Below are 25,450 nucleotides of genomic sequence, written 5' to 3'. Positions count from 1 at the left end.
AGCAAGACAGGAGCGTCCGCGATTGTCGCGGGCGCTTTTTTGGGTCGGTGCTCAGGTGAGCGAAACCGTGATCGAGCGGCCACCAAGCATTGCGGTAAAATCCGATGGTGTCTCGATATAGGGCGCGCCGCACAGCGTGCCGGTCGTCACCACATGGCCAGCCTTCAGGTAACCGCCCATTGGCAGGCCGCCATTGGCGCAGGCAACGAGAGCGGCCAGTGGATCGCCATCCGGGTGCTTGGCGTCTGCATCGTAGAGGGAAACGCCACCCGTCGTCAGCGTCAGCGGGCCAAGATCGGCACCCGGCGCCAGAACAGCGCGATCCAGCTCAGGCCCGACGATATAGCCGATATTGCTCATCATATCGGAGAGAAGCAGCGTCAGATTGTCGCCAGGCCCGTCGATATAGCGGGTGCGCACCAGTTCCACGCCCAGCGCCACGCTGCCGATGGCATCGACAATCTCTTGGCGGCCATAGGGTTCGCCGCGCGGCGGCAGATCCTCGGCAAGCGTCAGAGCCAGTTCGATTTCCACCCGCAGACCGGGCTCGAAGGCTGCGCTGAGAGCCTGGCTGACAAACAGCAGCGGCGCGCCATAAAGTTTGTCCTGGCGCAACGAGAATTTGTAACCCTGCGGCGCGCCAAGCCCGAGTGCGGTCCGCACCGCCGCCTGCACGCCATAGGCTGCCGCCAGATCCGGCACGGCCAGCCCCGTCTTGTCCACGGTCGTTACCGTCTTCACGGCCTTGGCAAGCGCTTCGGCCAAGCTCATTTCACTCATGTCTGCCCCTGTCATCTCATCGTTTCCTGCGGGTTATTGCCCGACAATGCCTTGATTGCGCCGGAAATCGGGATCGCAATCGTAAAAAAAGCGCCGGGGAAAGCCCCGACGCCGATGTTCAATAGGACCAACCATTCAGCGGTTGGCCGGTGCCTGATGCTCGGCATTGCCGAGAATGCGGCTGAGCGTCAAGGCGCCCAGCGTGCAGATCGCACCCGAAATCAGATAGCCACCGATGAAGATGATGCCGAAATTGCTGGCAAGACCCAGGGCCACCAGCGGCGCGAAACCAGCACCCAGCAGCCAGGCCAGATCGGAGGTGAGCGCCGAGCCCGTATAGCGATACCGCAGGCCAAAGCGCGACGAGACTGCACCGGACGCCTGACCGAAGGACAGGCCAAGGATGGCAAAGCCGATGATGATGAAGGCATCCTGCCCCTTGCCGCCGGCATCGAGCAGGAATGGTGCGGTGAAGCTGAAGATAGCGATGATGACCGCGCCAATCATCAACTGCTTTCGGCGTCCGATGCGGTCTGCAAGGAGGCCCGAGATGATGACGGAACAGACGCCGACGGCTGCACCGATAATCTGCACGAAGAGGAACTCGCCGGCGCTCTGGCCGCCATACAGCGTTACCCAGCTCAAAGGGAAGATCGTCACCAGATGGAACATGGCAAAGCTTGCGAGCGGCACGAAGGCGCCGAGCAGGATATCGCGGCCATGGACGCGGATGGTTTCCAGAACCGGCGTCGGCTGCAATTCATTGCTCTCAAACAATTCGCCGAACTCCCGGCTGGCAACAATGCGCAGACGGGCAAACAGCGCAACAACGTTGATGGCGAAAGCCACGAAGAACGGATAGCGCCAGCCCCAGGAGAGAAAATCCGCTGTGGACAGGCTGGCATAGAAATAGCCGAACAGGGCGCTTGCCAGTGCAAAACCGATCGGCGCCCCCAGTTGCGGGATCATAGCATACCAGCCACGATGTTCCTTCGGCGCATTCAACGCCAGAAGCGAGGCCATGCCATCCCAGGCGCCGCCGAGCGCAAAGCCCTGGCCAAGCCGAAACAGTGCCAGCAGCACAACCGACCACATGCCGATCGTTTCATAGCTTGGCAGAAAGGCAAGCGAGGCCGTCGAGCCGCCCAGGATAAACAGGGCGATGGTGAGCTTGCTGCCGCGGCCATAGGTGCGATCCACCCACATGAAGACCAGAGAACCGACCGGGCGCGCCATGAAAGCCAGCGAAAAGATGGCAAACGACATCAGCGTTGCCGTGACCGGATTGGCTTCGAATGAAAACACCAGGCGTGGAAACACCAGAACCGAAGCAATACCGTAGATAAAGAAATCGAAAAATTCAGACATGCGGCCGATGATGACACCGATGGCAATGCTGCCCGGCGACAGCGGCTTGCCGTCTTCATGCATGCGCCGGGCGTCACGCTCGAACTCGGACGATGTGGGACTTCCAGCGTTGGACATTGAATACACTCCTCCTTTGCGGCGAATAGTCGCCTTCCCAATCAGGAGGATGATGCATATTTGGCTGTTATCAAGTCTGTTTCGTGCAAAGCCTGAAAAATCTGCCATACTCGCTTCGTGTCAAGTGAGCGATCCCGGCAGGCGGCGTGCAAGGGGCAAAGGCAAAAATATGCCGCCGGTCGAGGTCTCGGTCCGACGGTATGGAAACAGCCTACCGTTCTGTGAGTTCCTGCTGCGCTGCACGAAAATGTTTTGCACTGCGACGAAAGACCTCATAGAGAGCCCTGACCTAGTGCTTTAGTCGCAAGTAGACATAACGCAAATTTCGAACCGAAAGATGCCACGGTTGATGAAGCTCATTCGCCGGCTTAGTGCCCTCACTCTACCCCTCGCCCTCGCGGGCTGTGATCTCGTCGTGATGTCTCCATCCGGCGACATTGCAATGCAGCAGCGTGACCTCATCATCATTTCGGTGGTGCTGATGCTGCTCATCATCATTCCCGTCATTTGCCTGACGTTCTATTTCGCCTGGCATTATCGGCGGTCCAACACCGAAGCGAAGTATGATCCGGAATGGCACCACTCCACACGGCTGGAAGTGGTCATCTGGGCAGCACCGCTTGCCATCATCATCGCGCTCGGCGCAGTGACCTGGGTCAGCACCCACAAGCTTGATCCCTACCGTCCACTGGACCGCATCGATGCGCAAAGACCGGTCACACCGGAAACCAAGCCGATCACCATCGAGGTGGTGGCGCTCGACTGGAAGTGGCTGTTCCTCTACCCGGAACAGGGCATTGCGACGGTCAACGAGATCGCAGCCCCGATCGATACGCCGATCGAGTTCAAGATTACCGGCTCGACTGTGATGAACTCCTTCTACATCCCGGCGCTGGCAGGCCAGATCTACGCCATGCCGGGCATGCAGACCAAGCTGCATGCGGTGATGAACAAGGAAGGCGTCTATGAGGGCTTTTCCGCCAATTATAGCGGTGACGGCTTCTCGGGAATGCGCTTCAAGTTCCATGGCCTCAGCAACCAGGGCTTCAATGATTGGGTCGCTCAGGTCAAGAACCAGGGATCCGCTCTGAACCGCGATACGTATATCAAGCTGGAACGTCCCAGCACCCGCGTGCCGGTGACCTACTACGCCAATGTCGAGAATGGCCTCTACAACGCCATCCTCAACCTGTGCGTCCAGCCGGGCCAGATGTGTCAAAACGAAATGATGCATATCGACATGATGGGTGGCGCAGGCGTCGACAGCCACGAAAACCGTGCGCGCCTCGAGTATGACACTCGCTGGACCAATGACGCCGCACCGGGCGCAACCTTCCCGGCCACAGGCCATGGCGCAAAGGAAAGCCAGGAGGCCGAAGGCGTCAACAAGCCGGCAGCGGCAACTGAGGGCGGACAGGGTCACTCAACTGGCCATGAGGGCCATGGGCCGGCGCCGGACCAGCTGAACACCAACACGAAGCCGTGACAATCGGCTAGACACGCACTGGAAACTCCGATGTTTACGAACAGTAACCTGATGGAATTCATCTTCGGTCGGTTGTCGTGGAGCTCTTTGGCTTTCACCCACGACCCGATCATCCTGATGACGTTCATCGCCGTCATGATCGGCGGTACCGCCGTTCTCGGCGCGATCACCTATTTCCGCCTCTGGGGCTATCTGTGGAACGAGTGGTTCACGAGCGTCGATCACAAGAAGATCGGCATCATGTATGTCGTTCTGGCACTGATCATGCTGATGCGCGGCTTTGCCGATGCCATCATGATGCGTCTTCAGCAGGCCATCGCCTTTGGCGACAATGAAGGCTATCTGCCGCCCTATCACTACGATCAGATCTTCACCGCCCATGGCGTGATCATGATCTTCTTCTTCGCCATGCCGCTGGTGACAGGCGTGATGAACTATGTCGTGCCGTTGCAGATCGGCGCACGCGACGTATCCTTCCCCTTCCTCAACAACTTCTCCTTCTGGATGACGGCGGCCGGCGCCGTGATCATCATGATGTCGCTGTTCGTGGGCGAATTCGCCCGCACCGGCTGGCTCGCCTATCCGCCGCTTTCGGGGGCAGACTATTCGCCGGGGGTCGGGGTCGATTACTATATCTGGGGCCTACAGGTCGCGGGTGTCGGAACAACGCTTTCTGGCATCAACCTGGTGGCAACCATCGTCAAGATGCGCGCGCCCGGCATGACCATGATGAAGATGCCGATCTTCACCTGGACCTCGCTCTGCACCAACGTGCTGATCGTTGCCTCTTTCCCGATCCTGACCGCCACGCTCGTGCTTCTGACGCTCGACCGTTATGCCGGAACGAACTTCTTCACCAATGACCTTGGTGGCAACCCGATGATGTATGTGAACCTCATCTGGATCTGGGGTCACCCGGAAGTTTACATCCTCATTCTTCCTGCTTTCGGCATCTTTTCCGAAATCGTCTCGACCTTCTCCGGCAAGCGTCTGTTCGGCTATGCCTCTATGGTCTATGCCACGGTCGTCATCACCATCCTCTCCTATCTCGTCTGGCTGCACCACTTCTTCACCATGGGTTCGGGTGCCAGCGTCAACGCCTTCTTCGGCATCACCACGATGATCATCTCGATCCCGACCGGGGCCAAGATCTTCAACTGGCTGTTCACGATGTATCGCGGTCGTATCCGCTACGAAGTGCCGATGCTGTGGACGATCGGCTTCATGATTACCTTCGTCATCGGTGGCATGACCGGCGTCATGCTCGCCATTCCGCCGGCCGACTTCGTGCTGCACAACTCGCTATTCCTGATCGCCCACTTCCATAACGTCATCATCGGCGGCGTGGTCTTTGGCCTTCTGGCAGGCATTAACTTCTGGTTCCCGAAGGCTTTCGGCTACAAGCTCGACGATTTCTGGGGCAGAATTTCCTTCTGGTGCTGGCTGAGTGGTTTCTACTTCGCATTCATGCCGCTCTACGTGCTCGGCCTGATGGGCGTGACCCGCCGCGTCAACCATTTCGAGGATCCGTCGCTTCAGATCTGGTTTGTGATTGCAGCCTTCGGCGCCTTCCTGATCGCACTGGGCATCGGCGCTTTCATCATCCAGCTCGTCGTCAGCTTCCTGCGCCGCGACCAGTTGCGTGACCTGACGGGCGATCCCTGGAATGCCCGCACGCTGGAATGGTCGACCTCGTCGCCGCCGCCGGAATACAACTTCGCCTTCACGCCGGTCGTGCATGACCATGACGGCTGGTATGACATGAAGCGTCGTGGTTATATCCGTCCCGTGGAAGGCTTCAGGTCGATCCATATGCCCAAGGGCACGGGCACGGGCGTGATCATTTCGGCGCTGAGCGTCGGTCTGGCCTTCGGCATGATCTGGTACATCTGGTGGCTGGTGGGCCTATCCTTCCTCGGCATCCTGGTTGTCTCCATCGCCCACACCTTCAACTACAATCGCGACTACTACATTCCGGCGGAAACCGTCATCGAGACGGAAAATGCACGGACCAAGCAGCTCGCGGAACAGGCGTGAACGTCATGAGTGAAAACCAAGCCGCCGTATCAGCAGAGAACCCGCAATTCTACCTGACGGAAGACCACCATCCGGAAAACAGCACCATGCTGGGCTTCTGGATCTACCTGATGAGCGACTGCCTGATGTTTGCAGTCCTCTTCGCCACCTATGCAGTGCTCGGCCGCAATTATGCGGCTGGTCCTTCGCCTGCCGACCTGTTCGATCTTAATCTCGTGGCCATCAATACGGCCATGCTGCTCTTCTCCTCCATCACCTATGGCTTTGCCATGCTACGGATGGAAAAGGGCGACCAGAGCGGCACGCTGAAATGGCTGGCGATCACCGGTCTCTTCGGTCTCGCCTTCCTTGGCATCGAGCTCTATGAGTTCCATCACCTGATCCTGGAAGGGGCAACGCCCCAGCGTTCGGCCTTCCTCTCGGCCTTCTTCACGCTTGTCGGCACCCACGGACTGCACGTCACCTTCGGCTGCATCTGGCTTGTGACGCTGATGGTACAGATCTCGAAGCATGGCCTGATTGAAGCCAACCGCCGCCGCCTGATGTGCCTGTCAATGTTCTGGCACTTCCTCGACGTGATCTGGATCGGCGTCTTCTCCCTCGTTTACCTGATCGGAGTCCTCGGATGAGCTCGCACCCCCACGCGCCCGAACAGGAAAGCGCTCACAACACGCATCATGCCCATAGCCACGGGCATGATGCCGCCCATGGCACGTTCAAGAGCTACATGACCGGCTTTGTCCTCGCCGTCATCCTCACCGTCATTCCCTTCTGGCTGGTGATGGGCGAGGTTCTGGAAAGCAAATCGCTGACCGTTGCCATCGTCATGGGTCTGGCTGCCGTGCAGATCGTCGTCCACATGGTCTACTTCCTGCATATGAACACCAAGTCGGAAGGCGGCTGGACGATGCTGGCGCTGATCTTCACGATCATCATCGTCGTCATCGCGCTGACCGGCTCGCTCTGGGTCATGCATCATCTGAACACCAATATGATGCCGATGAACCCGGAAATGATGAAGAACATGCCCTGACCGGCATGCGGGCGGCGATCTCGCCGCCCTGACAAGGATCTGACAATGACAGCCGAGGCTCGCCCCCACACTGCAAAGCGCCACACAGCCTTTGCTCTCGTGATGGCGGGCCTCGTGCTGATCTTCCTGGTGCTCGGCACCTGGCAGGTTCAGCGCCTGTTCTGGAAGCTGGACCTAATTGCGCGCGTCGATGCCCGCATTCATGCCGCACCGGTTCCTGCACCCGGCCCGACAGACTGGGCGGCCGTCACCGCTGCCAACGACGAATACCGCCGCGTCACGGCCACCGGCACATTTCTGCATAATCGCGAAGTTCTGGTTCAGGCCGTCACCGAACGCGGTGCCGGTTTCTGGGTGGTCACACCATTGCAGACAAATGATCGCGGCACCATGCTGATCAATCGTGGCTTCGTGCCGCCAGACAGGCGCCAGCCGGCGAGCCGCGCAGAGGGTCAGTTGTCCGGCCCGGTGACCGTCACCGGCCTGTTGCGCATCACCGAACCCGGCGGCGGCTTCCTGCGCCATAATGATCCCGCCGCCAATCGCTGGTTTTCGCGTGACGTGGCAGCCATCGCAGCCCGGCAACAACTCTCAGACACAGCGCCCTATTTCATCGACGCCGATGCAACCGGCAATCCTGGTGGCCTGCCGGTCGGCGGCATGACCGTCGTCAGCTTCCGCAACAGCCACGCGGTCTATGCTCTCACCTGGTACACGCTGGCCCTGATGTCGATCGGCGCTGTCGTCTATCTTTTGCGCCAGCGCCACAAGGCCTGAGGCTAAAACGGCGCATTTCCGGCCTCAAACCAAGGCAATCGCGGAACCTCGCCCATCTCTGCCGGTTATCTCCAGAACAGGAGAACATCAGCCATGAGTCCTGACCCCAAGAGCGAGCCCGTCATAAGCCCCAGTGACACGCCCGCCGAGGGCCGTAAGAAGCAGCGCGCCGGACGTGCCATCATCATCTATGGCAGCATTGCTTCTGCATCCTGACATGCATCAGATGGTTGCCGGCTCATCGGAGCGATAGGATTCGGTCTTGCGACGGAAGCGCTCTGGTGCGCCGGCCTCGGCATATTTGGGCAAAGCGTCCATGTCGGCGCGATTGAGGATGACACCCGCCACCTTGCCGCCAATGGTGGGTTCTGAATCGAGGATATTCTGAATCAGCTTCACCGGCGTTTCACCCCAATCGATGACAAGCAGATAGCTATCGACATGCGGCGAAAAGGCCTTGGCATCGATTGCCGGTACCAGAGGTGCCAGATCAACCACCACATAATCGAAGCGGCCATTCACCGTCTCCATCAGCCGCGTCATATCGGCAGATGCCAGAAGGTCGCTGGTATGCGGCATGGCCTTGTCACGCGAGGCGACCGGCAGGATGGCGAGCTTTGCTTTCGGATCGATGGTAATCGCACTCGTCCAGGGCGCTTCGCCCCGCAGCACTTCCATCAGTCCGTTGGGCGGCTCCGTCCCAAGGCCGGCACTTGCGCCGCGATTGTAGGAATCCGCATCAATCAGCAACGTGCGCTTGTTCATGGCGCCGAGCAGAACGGCCAGATTGGCGGCCACCACCGACTTGCCCTCCCCCGGCAGTGCCGAGACGACACCAATCACCCGGCATGCACGGTTGGGCGTGGCCTGATCGCAGGCAAGCTTTGCGCTGCGCAGCGTTTCGGCAAAGCTGGAGCGTGGATAGTCGGCCGCATAGCGCATCAGCTTTGCGGAGAACTCATCAACCTCACCTTCCCTCACCTCGCCGGCCGGCTGGGGAAGATCAGGCTCCTGCTCCTCTTTCTGCGGCTTGGAGGATGCTGCGCGCAACAGCGGCAGATAGCCGAGAAAGCGTAGGCCAAGACGGTTGCGGACATCCTGCCCGAGCCGAAAACCACGCTCCTTCAGTTCCAAAACGGCGGCAATGCCACCGCCTGCAAACAAGCCCAGCACGATGGACAGTGCCATGGTGAGCGTCTTGCGCGGGCTTGATGGCGCACTTGGCACGCCGGCATCCGAGATCACCCGCGCCTTGGCAATCGGGAAGGACTGCTGCTGCGATGCCTGCTCAAAGCGGGCGAGATAGGACTGATAGAGCGTTTTCAGCGAATCCGCCTTCTGCTGCAATTCGCCCATCTGCACCATCGAAACATTGGCGAGCGAATTGCTGCCCGCCACTTTGTCGATACTGTCACGTAGCGACTGCTCACGCGATGCAGCCACCTGGAATTCGTTCTGGAAACCTGTCGTGAGTTGCTGCAGTTCACTGTAGATCTGGCGGGCGATCTCACCCTTTTCAGTCGCCAGCATCCGCGCCTGCGGATGATCGGCCCCGAACTGCTCGACGATAGACCGCTCGCGCTCCACCGCCGCCTGATAGCGCCGGCGCAGATCCTGTATCACCGAATTGTCGGCATCACGCGCTGAGATGATGGCATTGGTAACGGCGGCATCCGGGCCGCGATCGAGGATCGCCTTATATTGGCTGTAGCGCGCCGAAGCGGTTGCCGTATCGGCCTGCGCCACGATCAGCTGGCTGGTCAGGTCGGCCAGCTGCTGCGATGACAAAAGCTCGCCGCGTGGCGAGATGAGGCCATTGTCGCTCTTGTATTTTTCCACCGCCAGCGCCGCTCCCTGCGAACGATGATTGAGGTCCGTCAGCCGCTCCTGCAACCAGGTAGAGGAGCGCTCGATAGCGTCATAATTGGCGCTCAACTGCTCGGAAACATAGGCCTGCGCAAAGGCCTTGGTCAGCCGCGCAGACAGAAGTGCATCCGGCGAACGGACGGCTACGGCAATCACCGAACTGCGGCCCACGCGGTCGGCACTCACCGCCTGCTGCAGGATCGCGGCGGCCTTTTCGCGCCGGCCATTGCGGGCAGCCTCTTCGGAGGCCTCCGGTTCTGGAGACTTGACCAGGCTGACGACGCTCTTGACCACATCTTTGGCAAGGTCGATGGGTGAGGCTGGCGGGTCGAGAAACAGCTTGTTCTCTGCAAGGTTCACCTGATCGACCACCCGAAGCGCCAGTGTCTTGGATTTGAGGATCTCCACTGCGCTCGCAATGCGATTGTCGATCTGCTGGGCGGTCTGCACGTCAGTTTCATCTTCCGCGTAGCGCGACAGGTTCTCATCGATCAGGATCTGCGTCAGCGCCGTATAGGTCGGTGGCGTCAGCGCCAGATAGACCCCGGCCAGCAGCATGGCAATCACCGTGGATATGATGACGAGCTTTGCCCGCCGCATAACGGCGGAAAACAGCCTATCCAGATCGATGAACTGGTCCGCATCCCGGCCTCTTGGCGAAAACGTCGTTGAACGCAGGTTGATATGGTCCATCTTGGATACCCTTTCGCGCCCCGGTCGGGGGGTATATGTTCAGGACGACGCCTTGCCGGCCGGCGACATGGAACCGAAAAGCCGGCGCATGCGTGCCGCAATCGGCATTCTGAGATGACGTATGGCAGTCGGATGCGCGGCCGCGAGCTTCAAACAGCCCATGACCGATCCGCGCTTGATCTCCTCGACGAGAGCGAGAAACGCATCGGCCTCTTCAAGGCTGCGGCTGCGGCGTTCCTGTGCCGCATGGGCTGCCGGATCAAGCGCATAGCGCTCCAGGAAGCGACGGTCGGCCTCCATCATGGCATGCACATGCTGGGATTTGAGCACCCGCGAGATGGAACCTTCGCGGATATGGTAGAGATAGCCGGGCGACGGTTCGATGGCGCAGATACCGTCGCTTGCCAGCGCCGACGCCAAGAGGATGTAATCCTCGCCGATGCGCAGGTTCTCATCGAAGCGCAGGCTCTTGCGCGCCAGGAACTCCCGCTCGAACATCGGCTTCATATAGCCAAAATTGAAGGTGGAGCGGAAAATAACGTTGGAATCGATGAAATCGGCCAATGTCAGCGCCGGGCGCTTCTGCAACTCCGCCGGCGCAAACATCGTCTCAGCCAGAGCGCCGGGCTTCACGACCTTCAGATTGTCGACAACGATCTGCGCATCCATGCGGCCGGCGCATTCGATCATCGCGGCAGAGCGCTGCGGCAGGATTTCGTCGTCGGAATCAAGCACCGCAATCCAGCGGCCGGTCGCTGCTGCAATCGCGGCATTGCGAGCCCGGCCCGGCCCGCCATTCACCGGCAGTTCAAGCAGCCGGACGCGCGGATCACCGAAATAGCGCACGAGTTCGGCAGTCCCGTCGGTCGAGCGATCATCGGCAACGATCACCTCGACCGCAACGCCGATCTGGGCCAGCGCACTGTCGAGCGCCCGGCCGATCGTATCGCGGGCATTGTAGGCGGCAATGATAAAACTGACATCCGGGACGGTTTGACCGCTCATGCAGCCTCCATGGAACCATATTGGCGGATCTCGCGCATGCCCATGATACCGCTGATCGCGCCACAGTGAAGTGTGGCGCGCAGCAGATAGCGGTTGCGCGTGATGGGCGACGCAGATGTGCCCAGAAAAGCCATGCCGCAGAAACCAGCCTTCAACATGGCAAGACCGATATGTTTGATGCGTTGGATCAGCGAATGACGTGCGCCGACAATCCGGCCATGCGTCTGGCCGGAGCGGAAGCGCCGCTTCATCAGCCAGCCAAGGCTTGCCCGCTTTGCCGGCACCTTCTCTTCCAGCAATGCCTGTTCCGCAAAGACGATACTGCCGCCTATATCCGTCACCTGCGTGAAGAAATGTGTATCCTCGCCACCGCTCTGGCCGAGTGCCAGCGCAAAACGCCGGCCGCGAATGCGCGGCGAGCGCATGTCGAGAAGCACGTTGCAGGTATAGCCGGTGCGGATTTCGCCGCCCACCCAGACGGGTCGCGTGGAGTGAAAATCGCCTTCCCGCATCCAGTCCGGCGCGCCTTCATCATAAAGTGCGCGCACCGGGCCCAGCACGGCATCGGCTGCCGTTTCCGAAGCCTTGTCGAGAAGCGCTGCAAGCCACTCAGGCGCTGCCGTCTCGTCATCATCAATAAAGACAAGATAATCGCCGTCACTTTCCGCAAGGCAGGCATTGCGGGCAATTGAAATGTTTGATTTCGGGCAGTGGACATAAACAAGCTCGAAGGGCGAACGCGCCCGAAGGCTGTCCACCAGCTCAGAGGCGCTCGGCGTCTCGTCATTGTCGGCAATGATCAGGCGGATGCGTATATCGGCAGGCACAACAAGGGCAAACAGCGAAGCCAAGGTGTCCTGCAGTTCGGGCCGGCGAAAAGTGCACACACCGATATCGACATGCACCAGCGATTGATCAAGACCGCTTCTCATGTACCGATCCTCTTTTACGGATGCCGAACAATTCAAGCCAGAAGCCAGCCGACCATGCAGCATGCATGATCATCGCCGAGACAGCTGCGAGCGGCCCCAGCGGATTGCGCTGCGACAGCCCAATCCAGACGCCGTAACCAAGGCAGGCGATGGCCCAGAGGGCGAACGGCACCAGGGCTGCCCAGTGGATGACAGCCAGAAGCACGCCCAAGATGACCGGCATGACCATCAGTGGCAGCGCCTGGCGCAGTTTTGGCAAGGCGTGGTGCTTCAGGAGATTGCGGGCGCGGCCCCGGCCATAGCCGAGATATTGCCGGAAGAGCGCATAGGGTTTCGTGCGCGGATAATAGGTCATGAAGGTTTTGGCCGTCATCCAGATGCGAAAGCCCGCCTGGCCCAACCGGTAATCCAGTTCCGCATCCTCATTGTGCGAAAAGCTCTCGTCATAGCCCTTGACGGCGCGAAACGCCTCAATGCGCATCAGCGCATGATGGCCATGATCGATCCAGTGGCCATCCGCACCCTCCCTATGCTTGGAGCCGCCATTGCCGAGCTTTGAATTCTGCGCCATCGCCGTTGCCTTCTGGAAAAGGTCGAAACCGACCGTCTTCATGCCGACCACGATGGAATCGGCGCCGGTATCCACCGCCTCCTGCAGCAGGACCTGGCAGTAATCATCCGGGTAATCGCCATGCGCATCGACGCGGATCAGATAGTCCCGCCCCTCGCCCAAAAGCTTTACGGCCAGATTGGTCGCGGCACTCTGGATGCGCTGCGGATTGTCGAGCATGACGAGATCGGTGATCTCCGCCGTCAGGCGCGAAACGATGGCGCGGGTGCCATCCGTGCTGCCGCCATCGGCCACCACGATCAGCATGTCGTGATTGCCGCGGTTTTTAGCCAGCTTGCGCAAGAGCGGCTCGATATGGCGTGCCTCGTTGAGGCAGGGAATAACCACCAGCGCTCTCATCTCAGGCAGGATCGGTAACGACATGCTCTAACCTTCCGATTGCAGGGGGGATGGGATGGTGAGACCGGCGGGCGCAGGCGCTGCGCGACCCAGCGCTGCCAACTGGCGCACCAGCGCCTGGCAATCGCTGCGGTCAGTGACCCATTGCGTGCGCTCGGTGGCGGCAAGGGCATCAAACAGCGCCTGGTATTCTGCGCCATCCAGCGCGTCGAAACGCTGCTGCAGCGCCTGTGGATCGGCACGGTCGAGCAGAAGCCCGATCTGGCGTGCCGCCAGAAAGCGGCCGGTCTCTGTTGCCGAAAGCGCAATGGGAACGGCGCCGTGCAGCGCGCCTTCGTAAAGCCGGTTCGGCAAAAGCCAGAGCGAATTCAGGCCTTCCTCGAAGAAATCGATCGCCCAGACGAATTGCACCTCGTCATAAATGCGGGCGAGATCCTCCGGGTTGCGATAGGTGCCGTGAAACGACACATGCGCAGCGCCTTCCACCATCGCCTCGAAATCGGGAAATTCCTTTGGCGACACGCGGCCACGAATGACCACCTCGACGCGGCCCTGCATGGCTGCGGCAAAGGCAGAGAGGATCGCAAAGCTCTTGCGGCAGCGAATGGCGCCGAACCAGCCGATGCGCCAAGGCTGACCAACAGCCGGGGGCCGGGGCGCAGGCTTTGTCGCGGTCGCTGTCGGTTCAAGCTCCAGAACCTTATTTTCCAGCAGAAGAATCGGCAGATCGAGCTTCGACAGCGGCTTGAAATAGTGTTCGACAAAGGCTGGCGAACTGGTGGCAAGCAGGCAGGCCGAACGCCCGAAAAAGCCTTCGGCAGCGCGCAGCATCCGGCCCTTCATGCCCCGGTCGAGCAGCAGCCGGTGGATATCCAGGCATTCGTAGACGATAGGCACCGAACCACCGAACTGTGCAGACGTGGAACCGGACAGTGCCAGCACTTCGAGATTGCGAGCGAGAATAACATCCGGCCTTGCGACGCCCGACAACAGGCTGGCAAGCGACAGCCGGGCCTTCACCACGGCTGCCACCCGTTGACCGAGCCTGCCATCGGCCGTTTCGCCAAGCACAACCACCTTGACCTGCGGATCCCCCGCCATGCGGTTTTCATCGCGCAGGAAGCCGGCGACGGTGACAGTCGCGCCACCGGCCTTCAGCATCATCACGCGCCGGCGAATGGCCGGATCGGAAAGATCGTGGGCGAGGTAAAGAACGTTCAACGTCACGTCGTTCAACTCCTGGTGTCCCGCCCCGATCGAGGCGCTGCATCAACGGAAAAGAAAGAGGCGCTGGCGCCTCAATCGAGCTTGCAGAGCACCGATTCCGCAAAGCGGCATGTCTCGCCCATCGCGGTAAAGGCAATACGGTCGATCTTCATTTCGGCAGGTCCCGTGTAGGAAAAGGGACCCATCCAGTCCTTGAACGTGTCGCTTCCCCAAAGGCTGGCAAAGATCTTCTGCGGATTGGGCGGGATTTTTGCCGGGTCAGTTACCTCATGGACGAGCGTGCCATTCACGAAATAGCGCAGGCGGTTGCGCTCCCAGATGAAGGCATAGTCGTTGAAGGAAAGGTTTGCTCCGCCGGCGACCGGCACCAGCTTTTCATTGCCGCCCTTGGCCGAGACATACTGGTTGAGCTGGACCTGACGTAAGTTCTTGCCCAGCACCTCGAAATCGATCTCGTCATGCGGCTGTTTGTCGGTCGGGCCGATATAGGTGAAGAAGGCCGAGTTGAGACCGGAGCCGGTCGCCGATTTCATCCGCACTTCATACGTGCCGAAACCGTAGCGCTGGCGCGTCTGCAACTCCCCGCAGACATAAGCGCGGTCGCCGGCCTGCTGAGCGGCAAAGCCGAGCGTCAATTCACCATTTGCGACGCGCACCTGACTTTTCGACCAAGTGCAATTCTGGTGGGCACCATTGTTCCAGCCATCGGAAATATACCAGAAAGCCGTATCCAACCTGTCGAAGGTTTCGGTGAAGGATGCGCCGCTCGTCTGCTGCGCCTGAGCAGGACCGGTTGCAGCCATGAGGCTTGCAGCGAGCAAAGCCAGATTGCAAAAAGCGGGGGAACGATAGTTGGTCATTGTCTACCTCTGTTCTCCTGAGACGGAAGCCGGAGGGCTTCCCGCCGGATCGGCGGCATGCTGCCCTGCCGATCCCCTGGAGGTTGATGCCCGGCCCCTATTGCCGGTCAGCACCCCATACACGCCTGGCATCCAGTTGAGCGCCAGGCGATTGCTCACGGTAACAGCGGCAAAGGTAAGGAGGACGGCGCCAACATAAAAAATCGGATAGATGCTCGCATCTGCACTGCGGTTCCACACCATCCACATCACCATCAACAGCGGATAATGGCCGCAGAAGATCCAGAAACTGAGGCTGCCGGTGCGCGATAACCACTGTCCGCCCGAGGTGCGGACAAGCGGTGCAGACAGGAGCCAGAAGCCCAGAACGCCGATAATAGACAGCGCATTACGCGCCATATGGATGGGCAGCGGGAAATCCGGCCCGGTGTGGAAGAGGCCCAGCGCGAGCAGTGCGGACACCACGAGCAGCAGACCGAAAGCGACCGGTGCGTAGCGGTCCAGCGCCTTCAGATCGACGTGAAACAGGGCGAGATAAATGCCAAGCGTAAAGCTGAACAGGATCGAGTCCTTCAGCACAAGGCCCGTATCCAGGGCAGGCACGACGGCAATTGCAAACAGGATGCCAAGCGTCATGGCCGGTGCGTGGCGCACCAGGAAGGCAAGAATGGGCGACAGGATAATGCAGACCAAAAGATCGCGCAGGAAATAGAGCGGCAGATTGACCGGAAAATCATTGAACGCAAGCGTGTGATCGAGCCAATCTGCCCGCGTGGCGCCCCAGAGATCGGGGAAATAGCCGAGACCCATGTCCATCCTCTGCACGGCCAGCACGAGGATCAGAAGCGCAAAATTCCACAGCAGGAAGGGCAGGAGCACAGTGCGGCTCTTGGAGATGAGCGTCTTGCGATAGTCAAAGGCATCATAGCCACGCTGGAACAGCAGATAGCCGGAAATGGCGCTGAGGCAGGGAACGCCGATGCGAAACAGGCTTTCGCCGAGAAAGACCCGCATCCAGTCAAAGGCCCCATTGGCCTGCAGGAATGGGCTTGCGTCAACATCATAGGGCACATGCACGAAGACGATGCCGCAGATCAATAGAATGCGCATCAGATTGATACGGGAGGATATGTTCTGATCAACAGTCACATCGGTCACCCCTTTATTAGGGTTGCGCCTCCCATCGCAACCGTTTCAAACAGAGCAGATCTTAAGCCCGTGAGCAGAAATGATGCGGTTCTGTTTCGGGCAAAATGTGGCAGCGCAGCAAAAACTCAAGGCATGCTAGGCGCAATTGGCGGCTGTAAAGGCGTGCAAGCGGGGCAAAGACAAGTCCAAAATGCCCGAAAATCCCGGCACCCCTCAAGGAATACAATGGGATTCCCAGATCCCCAGTGGCGCCAGCTTAAGGTAAAACTTTCCGACACCCTGTCAAATTAATTGCCATGCGCGACCGTTTTGGCCACACTGAACCGCAGTTGGGCCGCCTGATTGTGGCATAAAGGTGGCAAAACCACTGTTGCAGCCGATCACGCTTTCGCGACAGCCAAAGCCGATCGGGACCGAGAACCCTGGCGGACACCACGCAACAACTGCCAGGCATTTGAAAACATTGAATTCGTCATGCTGCAGCGCAACACCCTTGCCGCAATGCAAAAAGGGGACAAATTTCAGCCGGAATGACAGGGCTCGATAGGAGCTCGATGGGGAAGAGGCCGGATCGACAGCATGGCCTCTTGAAAGACACACGGACTTTCGCGGCGCCAAGAACCCTCGCGGAAGAGCGGTCACCGGTTCCTGACAACGGTCAGCAACCTCGATTTCCTGGCAATAGCGGGGCTACCCATGGCAACCTTCACTGTAATCATACCCTTCTACCAAAGGGATGCCGGCGTGCTTTTGCGTGCGCTTCGTTCCATCTTCGCCCAGAGCTTTTCCGATTATGACATCCTCGTCGTGGATGACGCCTCTCCCTATCCGGGCGAGCGGGAACTGGAAGAGTTGAGCGATGAAGAGCGAAGCCGGGTGCGCCTGATCAAGCAGGCGAATGCGGGTCCAGGCGGTGCGCGCAATACCGGGCTCGACAACGTTCCGGCTGAAACGCGCTTTGTCGCCTTCCTCGATTCCGATGATATCTGGCTGCCGACGCATCTGGAAAACGCCCATAAGAGCCTGACCCGGCTGGATGGCGACTGCTACTGGGCCTCCATGCAGGCAGATGAGGATTTCTATTATCATTTCGGCATGGCAAAGCTGGAGGAGGAAGACGGGGCAAGACGGGTCTTGGAGGCGCCGTTGGTGCTGGAAGTGCCGGATCTTGCCAGCGTCATGCTGAAGAACTGGAGCTTCCTGCACCTGTCCTGCATGGTCATCGCCCGGCCGATCTTCGAAAAGGTGCGGTTTGAGCCGCTGTTGCGGCTGGCCGCCGAAGACGTGCTGTTCTTCTGCGACTGCATACTGGCGGCCAGACATCCGCTGCTCTGCGATGACGCCGGCGCCACGCGCGGGCGGGGCATCAACATATTCCATGGCATAGACAACCTGTCGCCGCAGTTCCTGCGCCAGCAGTTCAACACCTGGGTGGCTCTTGACCGGCTGGAACTGCGTTTTGCAAGGCGCCCTGACGCGATCGCCTCGATCAACGCCTACAAGAATACCGCCCGCCGCCAGGCGCTGTGGAGCCAGGCCGGGCTGATGCGCCGCCGCCGGGTGCCGGATCTCTCCATGCTGGCGCAATGGGCCTGGCGTGACCCGGCTCTTTTCAGAACCGCCTTCGAACTAGGCGCCGGCAAGCTGAAGCCGCGCGACAGCGCATCCGCTGCCAGCACCTGAACACCTGCAACCGGGCTTTGAGGAAACACATTATGAAACCGTATTTCTGGGAATCCCATCACGGCAATTTCGGTGATGATCTCAATCTCTGGCTCTGGGATTTCCTGTTGCCCGGTCTGCGGGACGTGCATCCGGAAACCATGCTGGTCGGCGTTGGCACCGTGCTCAATCCGGACCTTATCCCGCGCAACATTCGCAAGCTGGTGATCGGCAGCGGCTATGGCTATGGCTCGCCGCCAGACATCAGCGACCCCACCGAATGGGATGTGCGCTGCGTGCGCGGTCCGCTGACGGCAAAAAAGCTCGGCCTGCCCGAAAGCATGGGCATTATCGATCCGGCCGTGATGGTGACCGATATGCCGGAATTTCAGAACCTGCCGAAGCGCCACGCGAAAACCTTCATCCCCCATTGGGAATCGGCGGAATTCGGCATCTGGAGGCAGGCCTGCGAACCGGCAGGCCTGACCTATCTTGATCCGCGTGGAGAGGCAAAATCGGTGATTGCCGCCATTGCCCAATCGGAACTGATCGTGGCGGAATCCATGCATGGCGCCATCCTTGCCGATGCCTTCCGGGTGCCGTGGGTCGCGGTCAGCACCTCGCGCGCCATCAACAGTTTCAAGTGGACGGACTGGGTGCAGACTGTTGGGGCGAGCTACAGCCCCCGCTATGTGCCGGTATCCACACGGGCGGAGGCCGTGCGCAAGCAGTCCAGATTCTGGGGCCTGCAATTTGGTGGTGAAAGCGGATCTGGAGCGGGCGCTGCACCGGCTGAGGCCGAAGACGGCATGACGATGACTGAGAAGCAGGACACCAGGACGCGGCTTCGGTCAGCGGCCAAGCAAATGCTGGCCGCACCCTCCACGCTTGCGCTCTGGCAGGCAAGCCGCGCAGAGCCGCAGCTTTCGCCGGACGGACGGCTGGAGGAGCGCAAGGCGCTGTTCCGCGAGGTAATCGAAGGCGTGCGACGCGACTATTTGTAACGCCGCCTGATCGGACCCATCACTTCTGTGCCACCGGCACGCCGGGCAGAAGATAGCGCAGCTTGCCCGCCGGCACCGGCGGGCCGGTATCGGCGATGCCACGGCGCGCATCGAGCTTGTCCTGCAGCACGCCGGCAAGAACCGCCGGAACGGCACGTGGATAGGCAAGCAGATGGCGGATTGCAGCCACGGGACCGCCTTTCGCCTTGATGTCGAGCGCCACGCGCAAATCATAGCGCGCCTTGATATGCCGCTCATGACGACGCACGACCGCCGCCTGCTGGGGTGTGAGCAGGCCGGAAGTCTGGCGAACCGCACGCTCGGCCTCATAGAGACGCCGAAGATCTTCGGTGCGGTGGCGCCCGCTGAGCGAATTGGCGCGCACGACTGCCGCATAGCCGCAATGATCAATGACCTTATAGCGGGCACCATGGGCGAGTGCACGCAGGTAGAGATCGTAATCCTCGCCGAGCCGCAGATCCTCGTTATAGCGAAGGCCATGTCGGTCGAGGAAAGCCCGGCGCATGACCGGTTTCAGAAAGCCGATCTCGCCGCGCCGCACGCCAGGCTGGCTGATATTGCCATCGACGAAATCCACCAGCGACAGGCTGCGGCAACGCGTATGAAACCGATCCGGAACAAGGCCAAGAGCCGGATCGTGATGGATGAAGCCGATATTGTCGGCGATCAGGTCCCAGTCGCCCTGCGCCTGCATGGCGGCAAAGCGGCCCGGAAAGAAGAAATCGTCGGCATCCAGAATGCTGATCAGCGGCGAAGAGGAGGCCTCGATCGCCGCATTGCGGGCCGCCGATGGACCGCGGTTCACCTCAAAGCGCAGCACGCGAAGGCGCCCCGTTCCATCGTCTTTCGCGGCAGCCACCGCTTGCGTGCCATCGGAGGAGCCATCATCCACCACCACGATCTCCGCCACAGACGGTTCCTGCAAGGCAGAGGTGATGGCCCGGCCGATCGTTTCAGTTGCATCCTTGGCGGCAATGATGACGCAGACATCCGCTTTCGTCGTTTCGCTCATGGCGCACTCCGTTGCGTGTTCGTTCAAACGGAACAGAAACTAGGAAGATGTCGAGGATATGGAAGAGGTCAGGATAAGCAAGCAATAGCGTTCAACGGTCGCCGATATTGAGCTTGGGGGCCGGACTGGCATGCATGTCGTCATCCAGGCGACTATCGGCGCTTTTGGCTGCGGATTTGGTATCGGCAAGATCACGATTGCGCTCTGATGCCTCCTTGCGCACCAGCAAAAGCACGCCGACAAAATATCCGATTTGCAGAATGATCGCACAGAGCAACGTATGCCACAGGGTCGTGGCAAGTGAGCCGTTGAGCAGATAGGTCGTAACAGCAAAGACGACCAGCACCGTTAGCATGCTGACCAGAGCGCGCGGTCCGTACATTAGGTTCCTCCCGAACGCATGTGCGACGAAGTATCGACCCGACAAAGCCTGAACTCAACAGAGAGCAAGATCGAGATCATCCTTCTCCAGCCTCTTTGATAACATGGTTTCTGTCATTGTATCCATGACTATTTGGTAATGCACTATGCTGATCGGTAAACGCATCGTGCGCAGAACCGAAACCACCCGCCTCATTTGCAACACAATTGACCCGGGTTGCACCCCTGCAAACACCGGGCGTGCGATCAACATTTGTTACACAGTTCACACCGCGCTAAAACGCCTGATTGCAGTGCAGCACAAACATTGCATTGCACAAAAATTGCGTTTCGATAGTTAAAATGCGATCAATTCCGGCGCTTTCGTAGCAGCGAGGTGTATGTCTCCGGGTAGATTAGCGCTCACTTAACCTGCAACATGCCAAATGTTAAAGTTGAGTTGTGAGAGATTTTCACAAAACTACAGAGGAACAGCCTGTGCATCGCCCAGTTTGCACTTGGAGCATAGCAAGCGCTTTGCGTGCAAAAAACTCCAAGTTGCTCCTTTTAGGCGTGCCGGGAAGCCGCTGACACAAAAATCCACTGGCAACAAATTCAGAACACACAAATATCATCACATCCAGCGGCAATGATGCGCCGCAATGGCACCGACCACTCGCTACAGCAATGGAGTCTTCTCTATGAAGTCCGCGACACGATCGGCACTTTCGCCGCTTAACCAGACTGACGAGATGCATCTCGCCTTTCCCACAGGCGGGCTTGCCAAACGCGCATTCGATATCTTCGCTGCAATATCGGCACTGGTGATATTTCTTCCGCTTTTCCTGATGATCGCTGCCCTTGTCAAATTCACCGATGGCGGCCGGATTTTCTACGGACACACCCGCGTCGGCCATAATGGCCGTTCGTTCAAGTGCCTGAAGTTTCGCACCATGGTGCCAAATGGCGACGAGGCACTGCGCCGCTACCTGCACAACAACCCCGAAGCCAAGGCCGAATGGCAAGCAACGCGCAAGCTGAAGAACGATCCGCGCGTGACGACAGTCGGCGCCGTGCTGCGCAAGCTCAGCCTCGATGAACTGCCCCAGCTTTTCAACGTGCTGCGCGGTGAAATGAGCATTGTCGGCCCGCGTCCCGTGGTGGACGAGGAGTTGACGATCTATGACACGTTTGCCGTCTACTATCTCAGAACCCGTCCGGGCCTCACAGGCCTGTGGCAGATCAGCGGGCGCAATGACGTGTCCTATGAAAGCCGCATCGCGTTTGACACGCATTATGTCCAGAACTGGTCCCTGCTCCAAGACATGAGCATCATCGTGAAGACCATCCCAGCCGTGTGCATGTCGCGCGGCAGTTATTGAGGTCGTCAGCGGCCCACCCTCTAAGGTGGCCGCAGAAGACGCTCCCCAACGCTTGCTTTCAAACAGAGGCCTGCAGAGGAGCCGGATTGACATCCGGCAGGTCCTTTGCGCCTCGGCAAAGGACATTGCCCATGCCCTCTCAGCCAAAGCCGACAAAGATCATCGGTCCATGGCACCGTTTCCTTGGTGCAACCCTTTCTCTCGGTCTGCTTCTGGCGCCCTTTGCGGCAGAAGCAGACGATGTATACCGACTGGGCGTGATGGACAAGCTGCGCATCCGGGTGGCCGAATGGCAGCCGGCAGAAGAAGCGGTGAAGAACTGGGATGCCCTGAGCGGTGACTACAGTATCGGACCATCCGGTGCCCTGTCGCTGCCCTTCATTGGCGATCTCGATGCCGCCGGCAAGACGCCCGCCGAGGTAGCCGCTGCCATCGGCGCCCGGCTGCAGGCAACCTTTGCGCTGCGCAACCTGCCATCGGCCTCTGTGGAAGTGGCAGAGTTCCGCCCCGTGTTTCTGGCCGGTGATGTTCACACGCCCGGCGAATATCCCTTCTCGCCCAATCTGACCGTGCTGAAGGCTGTGAGCCTTGCCGGCGGTCTGCGTCGTTCGGATTCGGGCCAGCGCTTTGCCCGCGATTTCATCAATGCGCGCGGGGAAATGGTCGTCTATGACAGCCAGCGGGCCCGGCTGATTGCCCGCCATGCGCGATTGACCGCCGAGATGACCGGTGCAGCCGAGATCACCATGCCGAAGGAGCTGGAAAAAGTCGGGAACGCGTCGGCCCTCATCGGCAGCGAGACGGCGCTGATGAAACAGCGCCGCGATCGCTACGAATTGCAGCTGAAAGCGCTCGGCAATCTGAAGGCTCTGCTGGATAGCGAGGTGCAGTCCCTCACCCGCAAGGCCGAGACGCAGAACCGCCAGCTGGACATAGCCCAGGAGGATCGCGACAAAATCAGCCGGTTGAGCGAGCAGGGCCTGGCGCTCAGTTCACGGCTTTTGTCGAGCGAGGAGCGTACCGCCGAAGTTCAATCAAACCTTCTCGATATCGACACCAATATCCTGCGTGCCAAGCAGCAGATCAGCCAGGCGGATCAGGACGAGATCAACCTGCGCAATGACTGGCAGGCGCAGCGCGCCAAGGACATGCAGGATACAGAAGCCGAACTCGAAAAGCTCAACCTGCAAATCGGTACAAACCGCCAGCTGATGGCAGAGGCGCTGGCTCAATCAGCCGAAGCCCTGAAATTTGATCCAAGCGGCGGCTCCGCCACCATCCGCTATTCCATCGTGCGCGATGACGGTGAGGGACCGAAGGAAATTGCCGCCAGCGAGACGAGCCGCCTTCTGCCCGGCGACGTGATCAAGGTCACGTCCGAACTGCTGATGCAGTGATGCCGATGAGGATTGCCAAGGCCAGCCTCATCGATCCGGATCAAAACGCCTTTTACGGAACGATGGCCGTTGCGCTGTCGCTTTTCGTCTTTGCCTATTCCAGCCGGTTTGGCCAGATCTCGATCCTTGCCTATTACGGTGTGTGGTTGCCGCTGGTACTGCTGGATTACCGCCGGGTTCTGGGCAATTACGTCCGCTTCCTATGGATCTTCGGCTTTGCGGCCTTCTGTTTTCTCTCCGTCTTCTGGTCGCCGGCGCCCGGCATTTCACTTCGCACCGCCATCCAGTACCTCACACATATCATCTGCGCGCTGATTGCCATGCGAACACTGAGCATCGCGACGCTGACACGCGGGGCGATCTGCGGCTGCGCCGTGGTAATTCTCTATTCGCTTCTGTTCGGCGTCTACCATTTCGATCCGCTGGACGGCAGCTACAGCTTTGTCGGCGCCTTCGCCTCGAAGAACCAGCTGGGCTTTTACGCCTCGCTCGGGCTGCTCTTTGCCTATGCCGGCATCATGGTGCTGCGGCTCGGGGGTCTCTGGCTGCTTGCAGGCGCTGGAACCGCACTTCTATCTGCCTATAGCCTGCTCGCCTCGCAATCGGCCACATCGGTTCTGACCACCGTGCTCATCCTTGGTGTGCTGGCCGGGCTGCAGGTATTGGGCAGGCTGGCGCCGACGGCGCGAAAGCTGTTGTTTGCCGGTGGCCTCGTGGTGCTTGTGGTGGGCGCCAATGCCGCCCTGGGGCTCGGCGCCATGGATGCCGTGCTCGGCATTTTCGGCAAGGATTCCACGCTCACCGGCCGCACCTATCTCTGGCAGCAGGGCATAGAGGCGGCGCGCCAGTCCCCGATCATCGGTTCCGGCTATCAGGGCTATTGGGTGCAGGGCTTTCCGGAAGCCGAACGGCTCTGGGAGGAATTCTACATCGGCTCGCGCAGCGGCTTCCATTTCCACAATACCTATATCGAAACCATGGTGGAAACCGGTGTCATTGGCACGGTGCTTCTTTGCCTCGTGCTGCTCACCGGCTTTATCGGCCATCTGAAGCGCGTGCTGCATGAGCGGCGCAGCCCGGAATCCACCGTGCTGTTCAGCGTTCTGGCGCTGCTGCTGATCCGCTCCTTCGTCGAGATCGACATCATGCACCCCTATCATGTCGGTTCGTTTCTTCTGTATTTTTCAGTGGGCAAGCTGACGCTGAAAAGCCCGGCCTATGCCGCCATGCCTGGCCTTGGCCAGCCGATCCATTCCATGAGGCCGCATGCCATCTAAGGCATAGGCACGAGGGAGATGCGCATGAAAACGCTTTACGGCATTCAATATCTGCGCGCCATGGCAGCCCTTGCCGTTGTGCTGTTTCATGCTGCAGAACGCAGCGGCGAGCATTTCGCCATTGGTGCGGCCGGCGTGGATGTGTTCTTTGTCGTCAGCGGTTTCATCATGATCGTCATTGCCGACAACCGCCATCAGACGCCGCTGGCATTTCTGAAGGATCGCCTGCTGCGCATCGCGCCAAGCTACTGGATCGTCACCTCGATCATGGTGCTCGGCGCCATGGCCGGCCTCTTCCCCAACCTGATCCTCGATGGGCCGCATCTTATCGGCTCCTACCTCTTCATCCCCCTGCCCTCACCGAATGGCGGCGCACTATGGCCGGTGCTGGTGCAGGGCTGGACGCTGAATTATGAGATGTTCTTCTATGCCGCCTTTGCGCTGACACTGGCACTTGCGCCCAGCCTGCGGCTCTTAGTGCTTGCCGCCATCTTCGGCTCATTCGCGCTGGTTGGCCTGCTTTGGGATCCGTCCACGCCGCTTCTGCAATTCTATACGAAACCGATCATTCTGGAATTTCTGGCCGGTGCCGTCATCGGACGGCTCTGGATTTCGGGCCGCATCCCGAATGCCGATACCGGCCTGATGCTGATCATCCTTTCCGTCCTGTCATTTACCGGCATCTACCTGCTGCGCATGGAGTTTGACAGCTGGCTCTGCGGGCCGCTCGCAGCATGCCTCGTCATCGGCGTTCTGGCGCTGGAAAAGGCCGATCTGCTGCCCAATCTTCCGGGCCTTGCCTATCTCGGCGATGCCTCCTACTCGATCTATCTCTGGCACACATTGGCGATTGCGGTTGTGGTGAAATTCGGCTTTGCGCTGGGTATCCCCGTCTGGCTCATCGTCTGGGGCGGCGCGTTTCTGGGCACACTGCTCGGTATTGCCTGCTATGAAGCCGTGGAGCGACCACTGCACCATCTGATCAAGCACCGTCGCCTGGTCTTTCGCCTGCCGCACTGGCAGGCGGCAGAATAA

The 25,450-nt window shown here is 59.6% G+C and carries 23 protein-coding genes; 12 read left to right on the top strand and 11 right to left on the bottom strand.

From position 1 onward, the window contains the following. Positions 1-51 precede the first annotated feature (51 nt). Both E8M77_RS14555 and E8M77_RS14550 read right to left on the bottom strand, forming a co-directional pair. Complete coding sequence (locus tag E8M77_RS14555) at positions 52-780, bottom strand: hypothetical protein (RefSeq protein WP_137131366.1); 729 nt, start codon at positions 778-780, stop codon at positions 52-54. Positions 781-915: 135 nt separating this feature from the next. Next, positions 916-2,274: an MFS transporter gene (locus E8M77_RS14550; RefSeq protein WP_137131365.1), complete on the bottom strand. Its 1,359-nt coding sequence runs from the start codon at positions 2,272-2,274 to the stop codon at positions 916-918. A gap of 328 nt (positions 2,275-2,602) precedes the next feature. Here E8M77_RS14550 and cyoA point away from each other — a divergent pair, with 328 nt between their 5' ends. The 6 genes from cyoA (at position 2,603) to E8M77_RS24395 (ending at position 7,814) form a co-directional block, all read left to right on the top strand. Then, positions 2,603-3,751, top strand: a complete 1,149-nt coding sequence (gene cyoA / locus E8M77_RS14545; protein ID WP_137131364.1) for a ubiquinol oxidase subunit II — start codon at positions 2,603-2,605, stop codon at positions 3,749-3,751. A 30-nt stretch (positions 3,752-3,781) separates the two neighbouring features. Continuing rightward, complete coding sequence (gene cyoB / locus E8M77_RS14540) at positions 3,782-5,788, top strand: cytochrome o ubiquinol oxidase subunit I (RefSeq protein WP_137131363.1); 2,007 nt, start codon at positions 3,782-3,784, stop codon at positions 5,786-5,788. A 5-nt stretch (positions 5,789-5,793) separates the two neighbouring features. Continuing rightward, positions 5,794-6,417: a cytochrome o ubiquinol oxidase subunit III gene (cyoC, locus tag E8M77_RS14535; RefSeq protein WP_137131362.1), complete on the top strand. Its 624-nt coding sequence runs from the start codon at positions 5,794-5,796 to the stop codon at positions 6,415-6,417. Then, positions 6,414-6,821: a cytochrome o ubiquinol oxidase subunit IV gene (cyoD, locus tag E8M77_RS14530; RefSeq protein WP_137131361.1), complete on the top strand. Its 408-nt coding sequence runs from the start codon at positions 6,414-6,416 to the stop codon at positions 6,819-6,821. The genes cyoC and cyoD overlap by 4 nt, the downstream gene beginning before the upstream one ends. Positions 6,822-6,923: 102 nt before the next feature. Further along, entirely contained in the window at positions 6,924-7,598 is a 675-nt protein-coding gene (locus E8M77_RS14525; RefSeq protein ID WP_246659294.1) for an SURF1 family protein, read from the top strand. Between the two features lie 93 nt (positions 7,599-7,691). Next, entirely contained in the window at positions 7,692-7,814 is a 123-nt protein-coding gene (locus E8M77_RS24395; RefSeq protein ID WP_281408197.1) for a hypothetical protein, read from the top strand. A 6-nt stretch (positions 7,815-7,820) separates the two neighbouring features. On the opposite strand, the gene E8M77_RS14520 is transcribed toward E8M77_RS24395, so the two are convergent. The 7 genes from E8M77_RS14520 to E8M77_RS14495 form a co-directional block, all read right to left on the bottom strand. After that, positions 7,821-10,157, bottom strand: coding sequence for a Wzz/FepE/Etk N-terminal domain-containing protein (locus tag E8M77_RS14520; RefSeq protein ID WP_137131359.1), 2,337 nt, complete (start codon positions 10,155-10,157; stop codon positions 7,821-7,823). Positions 10,158-10,196: 39 nt separating this feature from the next. Beyond that, the gene (locus E8M77_RS14515) at positions 10,197-11,162 is read right to left on the bottom strand and encodes a glycosyltransferase family 2 protein (protein WP_137131358.1); all 966 of its coding nucleotides are present in this window, start codon (positions 11,160-11,162) and stop codon (positions 10,197-10,199) included. Further along, positions 11,159-12,094 (bottom strand): glycosyltransferase family 2 protein, encoded by a 936-nt coding sequence (locus E8M77_RS14510; protein WP_137131357.1) that lies wholly within the window; start codon positions 12,092-12,094, stop codon positions 11,159-11,161. Before E8M77_RS14510 ends, E8M77_RS14515 begins: the two co-directional genes overlap by 4 nt. After that, entirely contained in the window at positions 12,078-13,088 is a 1,011-nt protein-coding gene (locus E8M77_RS23905) for a glycosyltransferase family 2 protein (protein WP_246659270.1), read from the bottom strand. The genes E8M77_RS14510 and E8M77_RS23905 overlap by 17 nt, the downstream gene beginning before the upstream one ends. Before the next feature lie 3 nt (positions 13,089-13,091). Beyond that, positions 13,092-14,291: a glycosyl transferase family 1 gene (locus E8M77_RS23900; RefSeq protein ID WP_246659269.1), complete on the bottom strand. Its 1,200-nt coding sequence runs from the start codon at positions 14,289-14,291 to the stop codon at positions 13,092-13,094. Positions 14,292-14,362: 71 nt separating this feature from the next. Further along, positions 14,363-15,151: a glycoside hydrolase family 16 protein gene (locus E8M77_RS14500; RefSeq protein WP_137131356.1), complete on the bottom strand. Its 789-nt coding sequence runs from the start codon at positions 15,149-15,151 to the stop codon at positions 14,363-14,365. A gap of 3 nt (positions 15,152-15,154) precedes the next feature. Further along, entirely contained in the window at positions 15,155-16,300 is a 1,146-nt protein-coding gene (locus E8M77_RS14495) for an acyltransferase (protein WP_137131355.1), read from the bottom strand. Positions 16,301-16,996: 696 nt separating this feature from the next. Between E8M77_RS14495 and E8M77_RS14490 the strand changes: the two genes are divergently transcribed. Together E8M77_RS14490 and E8M77_RS14485 are read left to right on the top strand one after the other, a co-directional pair. Next, positions 16,997-17,983 (top strand): glycosyltransferase family A protein, encoded by a 987-nt coding sequence (locus tag E8M77_RS14490; protein WP_137131354.1) that lies wholly within the window; start codon positions 16,997-16,999, stop codon positions 17,981-17,983. 32 nt (positions 17,984-18,015) lie between these two features. Continuing rightward, entirely contained in the window at positions 18,016-18,966 is a 951-nt protein-coding gene (locus tag E8M77_RS14485) for a polysaccharide pyruvyl transferase family protein (RefSeq protein WP_137131353.1), read from the top strand. Positions 18,967-18,985: 19 nt separating this feature from the next. Here the strand turns inward: E8M77_RS14485 and E8M77_RS14480 are convergent, their stop codons facing one another. Both E8M77_RS14480 and E8M77_RS14475 read right to left on the bottom strand, forming a co-directional pair. Beyond that, positions 18,986-19,999: a glycosyltransferase family 2 protein gene (locus E8M77_RS14480; RefSeq protein ID WP_137131352.1), complete on the bottom strand. Its 1,014-nt coding sequence runs from the start codon at positions 19,997-19,999 to the stop codon at positions 18,986-18,988. Between the two features lie 91 nt (positions 20,000-20,090). Continuing rightward, positions 20,091-20,381: an exopolysaccharide production repressor protein gene (locus E8M77_RS14475; RefSeq protein WP_137131351.1), complete on the bottom strand. Its 291-nt coding sequence runs from the start codon at positions 20,379-20,381 to the stop codon at positions 20,091-20,093. Positions 20,382-21,060: 679 nt separating this feature from the next. On the opposite strand from E8M77_RS14475, the gene E8M77_RS14470 reads away from it, so the two are divergent. The 4 genes from E8M77_RS14470 to E8M77_RS14455 all read left to right on the top strand — a co-directional run bounded on the left by E8M77_RS14470 (position 21,061) and on the right by E8M77_RS14455 (position 25,450). Next, on the top strand, positions 21,061-21,741 hold the full coding sequence (locus tag E8M77_RS14470; RefSeq protein ID WP_137131350.1) for a sugar transferase: 681 nt from the start codon (positions 21,061-21,063) through the stop codon (positions 21,739-21,741). Positions 21,742-21,872: 131 nt separating this feature from the next. Further along, positions 21,873-23,138 carry a polysaccharide biosynthesis/export family protein gene (locus tag E8M77_RS14465; protein WP_137131349.1) on the top strand — a complete coding sequence of 422 codons (1,266 nt, stop codon included), beginning with the start codon at positions 21,873-21,875 and terminating at the stop codon, positions 23,136-23,138. 5 nt (positions 23,139-23,143) lie between these two features. Beyond that, on the top strand, positions 23,144-24,415 hold the full coding sequence (locus tag E8M77_RS14460; protein ID WP_137131760.1) for an O-antigen ligase: 1,272 nt from the start codon (positions 23,144-23,146) through the stop codon (positions 24,413-24,415). 24 nt (positions 24,416-24,439) lie between these two features. Next, positions 24,440-25,450: an acyltransferase gene (locus tag E8M77_RS14455; protein ID WP_137131348.1), complete on the top strand. Its 1,011-nt coding sequence runs from the start codon at positions 24,440-24,442 to the stop codon at positions 25,448-25,450.

Origin of the sequence: Rhizobium sp. FY34, assembly GCF_005222845.1 — a bacterium.
Lineage (GTDB): Bacteria > Pseudomonadota > Alphaproteobacteria > Rhizobiales > Rhizobiaceae > Neorhizobium.
The sequence above is the reverse complement of the archived record's forward strand: the minus strand, read 5'-3'. Positions and strand labels throughout refer to the sequence as shown.

What these genes read in the sequence shown, in the direction of transcription:
- E8M77_RS14555 (WP_137131366.1), bottom strand. Translation starts at nt 780, where the DNA reads ATGAGTGAAATGAGCTTGGCCGAAGCGCTTGCCAAGGCCGTGAAGACG.
- cyoA (WP_137131364.1), top strand. Translation starts at nt 2,603, where the DNA reads ATGCCACGGTTGATGAAGCTCATTCGCCGGCTTAGTGCCCTCACTCTA.
- cyoB (WP_137131363.1), top strand. Translation starts at nt 3,782, where the DNA reads ATGTTTACGAACAGTAACCTGATGGAATTCATCTTCGGTCGGTTGTCG.
- cyoC (WP_137131362.1), top strand. Translation starts at nt 5,794, where the DNA reads ATGAGTGAAAACCAAGCCGCCGTATCAGCAGAGAACCCGCAATTCTAC.
- cyoD (WP_137131361.1), top strand. Translation starts at nt 6,414, where the DNA reads ATGAGCTCGCACCCCCACGCGCCCGAACAGGAAAGCGCTCACAACACG.
- E8M77_RS14525 (WP_246659294.1), top strand. Translation starts at nt 6,924, where the DNA reads ATGGCGGGCCTCGTGCTGATCTTCCTGGTGCTCGGCACCTGGCAGGTT.
- E8M77_RS24395 (WP_281408197.1), top strand. Translation starts at nt 7,692, where the DNA reads ATGAGTCCTGACCCCAAGAGCGAGCCCGTCATAAGCCCCAGTGACACG.
- E8M77_RS14520 (WP_137131359.1), bottom strand. Translation starts at nt 10,157, where the DNA reads ATGGACCATATCAACCTGCGTTCAACGACGTTTTCGCCAAGAGGCCGG.
- E8M77_RS14515 (WP_137131358.1), bottom strand. Translation starts at nt 11,162, where the DNA reads ATGAGCGGTCAAACCGTCCCGGATGTCAGTTTTATCATTGCCGCCTAC.
- E8M77_RS14510 (WP_137131357.1), bottom strand. Translation starts at nt 12,094, where the DNA reads ATGAGAAGCGGTCTTGATCAATCGCTGGTGCATGTCGATATCGGTGTG.
- E8M77_RS23905 (WP_246659270.1), bottom strand. Translation starts at nt 13,088, where the DNA reads ATGTCGTTACCGATCCTGCCTGAGATGAGAGCGCTGGTGGTTATTCCC.
- E8M77_RS14500 (WP_137131356.1), bottom strand. Translation starts at nt 15,151, where the DNA reads ATGACCAACTATCGTTCCCCCGCTTTTTGCAATCTGGCTTTGCTCGCT.
- E8M77_RS14490 (WP_137131354.1), top strand. Translation starts at nt 16,997, where the DNA reads ATGGCAACCTTCACTGTAATCATACCCTTCTACCAAAGGGATGCCGGC.
- E8M77_RS14485 (WP_137131353.1), top strand. Translation starts at nt 18,016, where the DNA reads ATGAAACCGTATTTCTGGGAATCCCATCACGGCAATTTCGGTGATGAT.
- E8M77_RS14480 (WP_137131352.1), bottom strand. Translation starts at nt 19,999, where the DNA reads ATGAGCGAAACGACGAAAGCGGATGTCTGCGTCATCATTGCCGCCAAG.
- E8M77_RS14475 (WP_137131351.1), bottom strand. Translation starts at nt 20,381, where the DNA reads ATGTACGGACCGCGCGCTCTGGTCAGCATGCTAACGGTGCTGGTCGTC.
- E8M77_RS14470 (WP_137131350.1), top strand. Translation starts at nt 21,061, where the DNA reads ATGAAGTCCGCGACACGATCGGCACTTTCGCCGCTTAACCAGACTGAC.
- E8M77_RS14465 (WP_137131349.1), top strand. Translation starts at nt 21,873, where the DNA reads ATGCCCTCTCAGCCAAAGCCGACAAAGATCATCGGTCCATGGCACCGT.
- E8M77_RS14460 (WP_137131760.1), top strand. Translation starts at nt 23,144, where the DNA reads ATGAGGATTGCCAAGGCCAGCCTCATCGATCCGGATCAAAACGCCTTT.
- E8M77_RS14455 (WP_137131348.1), top strand. Translation starts at nt 24,440, where the DNA reads ATGAAAACGCTTTACGGCATTCAATATCTGCGCGCCATGGCAGCCCTT.